Annotated in this window: 1 protein-coding gene; it reads left to right on the forward strand. The window is 61.9% G+C overall.

The features are described from left to right. Positions 1 to 146: 146 nt before the first annotated feature. The coding region (locus E4K09_RS31185) for an FAD-dependent oxidoreductase (RefSeq protein ID WP_134500164.1) at positions 147 to 223 on the forward strand (77 nt) is incomplete at its 3' end.

The following is a 223-nucleotide window of genomic DNA, read 5'->3' on the forward strand; positions in this document are numbered from 1 at the left end:
CTCTGCACAGCCTGTGGGAACCTTGTGTGAAGCTGGTGGAGAGGCCGAATGTTTCACGTGGAACATTTTGCCCTTTTGACCTGACCACCGTGAGGTTTTAGACCCCAGGCATGGAGAATTCGGTGAGTCAGATCCCTTCCCTCGACATGTTCGACGTCGTCGTGGTCGGTGGCGGCCATGCAGGCGCCGAGGCCGCGGCCGCATCCGCGCGCATGGGCGCCCG

The organism is Microvirga pakistanensis, assembly GCF_004458765.1.
In the GTDB taxonomy this organism is placed as follows: Bacteria; Pseudomonadota; Alphaproteobacteria; order Rhizobiales; family Beijerinckiaceae; genus Microvirga; species Microvirga pakistanensis.